We start from the raw sequence: 5037 nt of genomic DNA, 5'->3' as shown, positions 1-5037 counted from the left end.
TTCTTTGCCTACTTTCTTTTGGCGACGCAAAAGAAAGTAGGTGCGCCGCCGGGCGCACATCCCGGCCTCCGCCCTCAGCAAAGCACCGAAGCAACCACCAACAAAAAAAGACCCCGCCCATGAAAGAAACCAAATCCACCTGCCCCTACTGCGGCGTAGGCTGCGGCGTGATCATCGAATCCCAGGGCGCGCAGATCACCGGCGTGCGCGGCGACCCCACGCACCCCGCCAACTTCGGCCGCCTGTGCACCAAGGGCTCGACCCTGCACCTCACGGCCGCCAGCCCCGTCACGCTGCAGACCCGCCTGCTCCACCCCCTGCACCGCACCCAGCGCGGCGAGGCAGCCCTGCCCCTCACGTGGGATGCTGCGCTGGGCATGGCCGCCAGCAGGTTCGCCGACACCATCGAGCAGCACGGCCCCGACGCGGTCGGCTTCTACGTCAGCGGCCAGTTGCTCACCGAGGACTACTACGTCTTCAACAAGCTGGCCAAGGGCCTCATCGGCACCAACAACATCGACACCAACTCGCGCCTGTGCATGAGCAGTGCCGTGGCCGGCTACAAGGCCACGCTGGGGGCCGACGCGCCGCCCGCCTGCTACGACGACGTCAAGCATGCGCAGTGCCTGTTCTTCGTGGGCAGCAATGCGGCCTGGGCGCACCCCATCCTGTTTCGGCGCATCGAGGACGCGCGCGCCGCCAACCCGGCCATGAAGGTCATCGTCGCCGACCCGCGCCGCACCGACACCGCGGGCATGGCCGACCTGTTCCTGCCGATCCAGCCGGGCAGCGACGTGATGCTGTTCAACGGCATGCTGCACCTCATGCTGCGCGAGGGCTGGGTGGATGCCGCCTACATTGGCGCGCACACCAGCGGCTTCGATGCGCTCAAGGCGCTGGTGGTCGATTGCACACCCGAGCACGTGAGCGCGGTGTGCGGCATTCCCGAGGCCGACCTGGCCACGGCCGCGCAGTGGTTCGCCACTTCCAAGGCCACGCTCAGCCTGTACTGCCAGGGCCTGAACCAGAGTACGAGCGGCACGGCCAAGAACGCGGCGCTGATCAACCTGCACCTGGCCACGGCGCAGATCGGCAAGCCGGGCGCGGGCCCGTTCTCGCTGACCGGCCAGCCCAATGCCATGGGCGGGCGCGAAGTGGGCGGCCTGGCCAACCTGCTGAGCGCGCACCGCGATCTGGCCAACCCCGCGCACCGTGCGGAAGTGGCTGCGCTGTGGGGTGTTGCCGATGTGCCCGCCCGGCCTGGCAAGACGGCGGTGGAGATGTTCCAGGCGGCGGCCGACGGCGAGATCCGCGCGCTGTGGATCGCCTGCACCAACCCCGCGCAAAGCATGCCCGACCAGGCCACCGTGCGCCGCGCGCTCGAACGTGCCGAGTTCGTGGTGGTGCAGGAGGCCTTTGCCACCACCGCCACCGCGCAGTACGCCGACCTGCTGCTGCCCGCCACCACCTGGGGCGAAAAGATCGGCACCGTGACCAACAGCGAACGCCGCATTTCGCGCGTGCGCAGCGCCGTGCCCGCGCCCGGGCAGACGCGCCACGACTGGGCCATCGGGGTGCAATTCGCGCACCAACTGGAGGAACGGCTGCGCCCCGGCGCACCCAGCCTGTTCCCCTATGCCACCAACGACGCCGATGCCGAGGCCGGCGCCGAGGCCGTGTGGAACGAGCACCGCGAAACCACGCGCGGCCGCGACCTGGACATCACCGGCCTGTCGTGGGCCCTGCTCGAGGCCAACGGCCCGCAGCAGTGGCCGCTGCCCGAAGGCGCAGCCAGCGGCAAGGTCCGCCTGTACGAAGACGGCATCTACCCCACGCCCGATGGGCGTGCACGCTTTGCGGCCCATGCCTGGCAGCCCGTGGCCGAACCGCGCGAATCGCGCTACCCCTTCGGCCTGACCACCGGCCGCCTGCGCGACCAGTGGCATGGCATGAGCCGCACGGGGACGCTGGGCCGGCTGTTCGGGCATGTGGCCGAGCCCTCGGTGCAGATGCACCCGGACGACATGGCGCAGCGCAAGCTGCAGAACGGCGACCTGGTGCACCTCACCAGCAAGCGCGGCTCCATCGTGGTGCCGGTGCAGGCCGACACCAACATCGGCCTGTCGCAGGCCTTCATGGCCATGCACTGGGGCAGCGAGTACCTCAGCGGCCAGTCGTCCACGGGCGAGCGGCTGTCGGGCGTGAATGCGCTGACCACCTCGGCCTACTGCCCCACCTCCAAGCAGCCCGAGCTCAAGCACGCGGCCGTGAAGATCCTCAAGGCCGAGATGCCCTGGACGCTGCTGGCCCTGGCCTGGCTGCCGGCGGACATTGCGCTGGCCGCGCGCACGGCCCTGTCGGAGCTGATGCAGGCCTTCCCGTTCGCGAGCTGCGTTCCCTTCAGCAACAACACCCCGCTGTCGGAGCCGGGCCGCGAGCGCACCGGCGTGCTGCTGCGCGCCGCCGCACACGAGGCACCACCCGATGCCGTGATCGAACGCGTCGAAGCCCTGCTGGGCCTGGCCACCAGCGACACCCTGCGCTATGCCGACAGGAAGCGCGGCCAGCGCCGCGCCGCGCGCCTGGCACGGCGGGCCGATGGTGCCAGCACCCTCGAGGCCATCGTGCTGGCAGGCGATACCAGCGCCCAGGGCTGGATCAAGACCCTGCTGCAGGAAGAGCTGCCCGCGCAGACCTATGGCCGCCTGCTGCTGGTACCCAGCGCCAAGGCCCCGGTGGCAGTGCAGTCGCGCGGCAAGACCGTGTGCACCTGCTTCAACGTCACCGACCTGGCCATCACCGGCAGGCTGGCGCAGTGCCACGGCACCGACGAGGACCGGCTGGCACAGCTGCAGGGTGCGCTGCGCTGCGGCACCAACTGCGGCTCGTGCCTGCCCGAGCTCAAGCGCATGGTGCGCGCCACCGGGCCCCTGGCGCCCAAGGCGGCCACCATCGCCATTGCCGCCATATAACCAAAAGTTCGCTGGGTTGCGAGAAAATACCCAGCCCCACTCAAAGAGCCATTCACCCACCATGGGCATCAGCCAGTACATCAAGGAAATCGGCCGCGGCCCACGCGGGGCCAAGCCGCTCACGCGCGAACAGGCCACCGACCTGTTCGGCCAGGTGCTGGACGGCACGGTGACCGACCTGGAGGTCGGCGCTTTCTGCCTGGCCATGCGCATCAAGGGCGAGACCGCCGACGAGATGTGCGGTTTCCTGGACGCCACGCACGCCCGCATGGCCCTGCTGCCCGCCAGCGACCGCCCCCTGGTGGTGCTGCCCAGCTACAACGGCGCGCGCAAGCTGCCCGTGCTCACCCCGCTGCTGGCCCTGCTGCTGGCGCGCGAAGGCCAGCCGGTGCTGCTGCACGGCATGCGCACCGAGGCGCGGCGCATCCTGGCGTCCGACGTGCTGGAGGCCCTGGGCACGCCCGCACTCGCAGCGCCGCGCCAGGTCGCTGCCGGCGAGGTGGCCCACATCCATACGCAACAGCTGCACCTCGGGCTGGCACGGTTGCTGGCCGTGCGCGAGGCCGTGGGCCTGCGCAATGCCGGGCACAGCGCCGTGAAGCTCATGAACCCCTGTGCCGGCGCCGCCGTGGTGGTCACCAGCTACACGCACCCCGAGTACTTCGAGATGCTGCAAAACACCTTCAGCGCCATGGGCATGAACGCGCTGCTCTCGCGCGGGCTCGAAGGCGAGGTGGCGGCCGACCCGCGCCGCACACCCCGTTACGACGCCTTCGTGGGCGGAGTGCACCATGTGCTGCAGGAGCAGGAGCCCGGCACCGCGAGCGAGGTGCCAGGCCTGCCCGCCGAGATCGACGTGGCCACCACGGCCGACTACACCCGCCGCGTGCTCGCCGGCGAACTGCCGGTGCCGCCCGCCTTGACGCGGCAGGTGGAACATATCTTGCACATCACCGGTCAAACAGCCACCCCCGCCCTGCCGGAGACACAGCCATGAACCGCCCCACGAATCCCCCGACCCCGTCCCCGCAGCACCACCGCCCCCACCTGGGCACCGGCGGCTCCTGCACCCTGGTGGGCGCCGGCCCCGGTGATCCGGAGTTGCTCACGCTCAAGGCGCTCAAGGCCATCCAGGCCGCCACCGTGCTGCTGGTGGACGACCTGGTCAGCGACGCCATCGTGGCCTACGCCGCGCCCACGGCGCGCATCGTGCACGTGGGCAAGCGCGGCGGCTGCAAGAGCACGCCGCAGGCCTTCATCGAGAAGCTGATGCTCATGGCCGTGAACGAGGGCGAGAACGTGGTGCGCCTCAAGGGCGGCGACCCCTTCATCTTCGGCCGCGGCGGTGAGGAGGTGGAACACCTGCGCGCGGCGGGCGTGCCGGTCACGGTCATCAACGGCATCACCGCGGGCCTGGCGGGCCTGACCTCGCTGGGCGCGCCGCTCACGCACCGCGAGCATGCCCACGGCGTGGTCTTCGTCACCGGCCATGCCAAGCCCGGCGACACCGGTACCGACTGGCGCCAGTTGGCCGCCACTGCGCGCGACGCGAAGCTGACGCTGGTGATCTACATGGGCGTGAGCGGTGCCGCCACCATCGAGCAGGAACTGCTCACCGGCCTGCCGGCGGCCACGCCCGTGGCCATCATCCAGCACGCCAGCCTGCCGCAGCAGCGCCACGCCGTGACCACGCTGGGCGAGCTGCACGCCACCATCGGCCGCGAGGGGCTGGCCAGCCCCTCCGTGATCGTCGTCGGCGACGTGGTGCAGGGCATTGCCGCAGCCTCCCTGCCGCAGTTGCCGGCCCACCAGCGCGCGGCCTGAACCAGCCCCCCACCTGCACACCACGGCTGCGCCGGCACACACCGGCTCCGCAGCCTTGCGCGGGGCCTGCCTGCATGCGCGGACATGCGGCCTCCCACACGCCCGCGAGGGCCCGTCTGCGCACCGTGCGGGCGCAGTGATCCACGCGCCATTGGCCCAGGTATTGCTAGTGTGCTGTCCCGCTGATACGTGAGCAAAGTCGATGCAACTTTTCGAGGATCGAATCAGCGGTGGCGGTCCA

General features: G+C 70.4%; 3 protein-coding genes. All 3 read left to right on the top strand.

Annotated elements, in window-relative coordinates; all coding sequences use genetic code 11:
- Positions 1-119 precede the first annotated feature (119 nt).
- The 3 genes from AC07PA_RS32580 (at position 120) to cobA (ending at position 4796) form a co-directional block, all read left to right on the top strand.
- Positions 120-2972 (top strand): nitrate reductase, encoded by a 2853-nt coding sequence (locus AC07PA_RS32580; protein ID WP_494609609.1) that lies wholly within the window; start codon positions 120-122, stop codon positions 2970-2972.
- 61 nt (positions 2973-3033) lie between these two features.
- Positions 3034-3969, top strand: a complete 936-nt coding sequence (gene ybiB, locus AC07PA_RS32575; RefSeq protein WP_494609608.1) for a DNA-binding protein YbiB — start codon at positions 3034-3036, stop codon at positions 3967-3969.
- Complete coding sequence (cobA, locus tag AC07PA_RS32570) at positions 3966-4796, top strand: uroporphyrinogen-III C-methyltransferase (RefSeq protein WP_494609607.1); 831 nt, start codon at positions 3966-3968, stop codon at positions 4794-4796. Before ybiB ends, cobA begins: the two co-directional genes overlap by 4 nt.
- Positions 4797-5037 lie beyond the last annotated feature (241 nt).

It is taken from the genome of Acidovorax sp. GW821-FHT09B03, from assembly GCF_059418305.1.
This window is presented reverse-complemented; position numbering and strand designations above follow the sequence as displayed.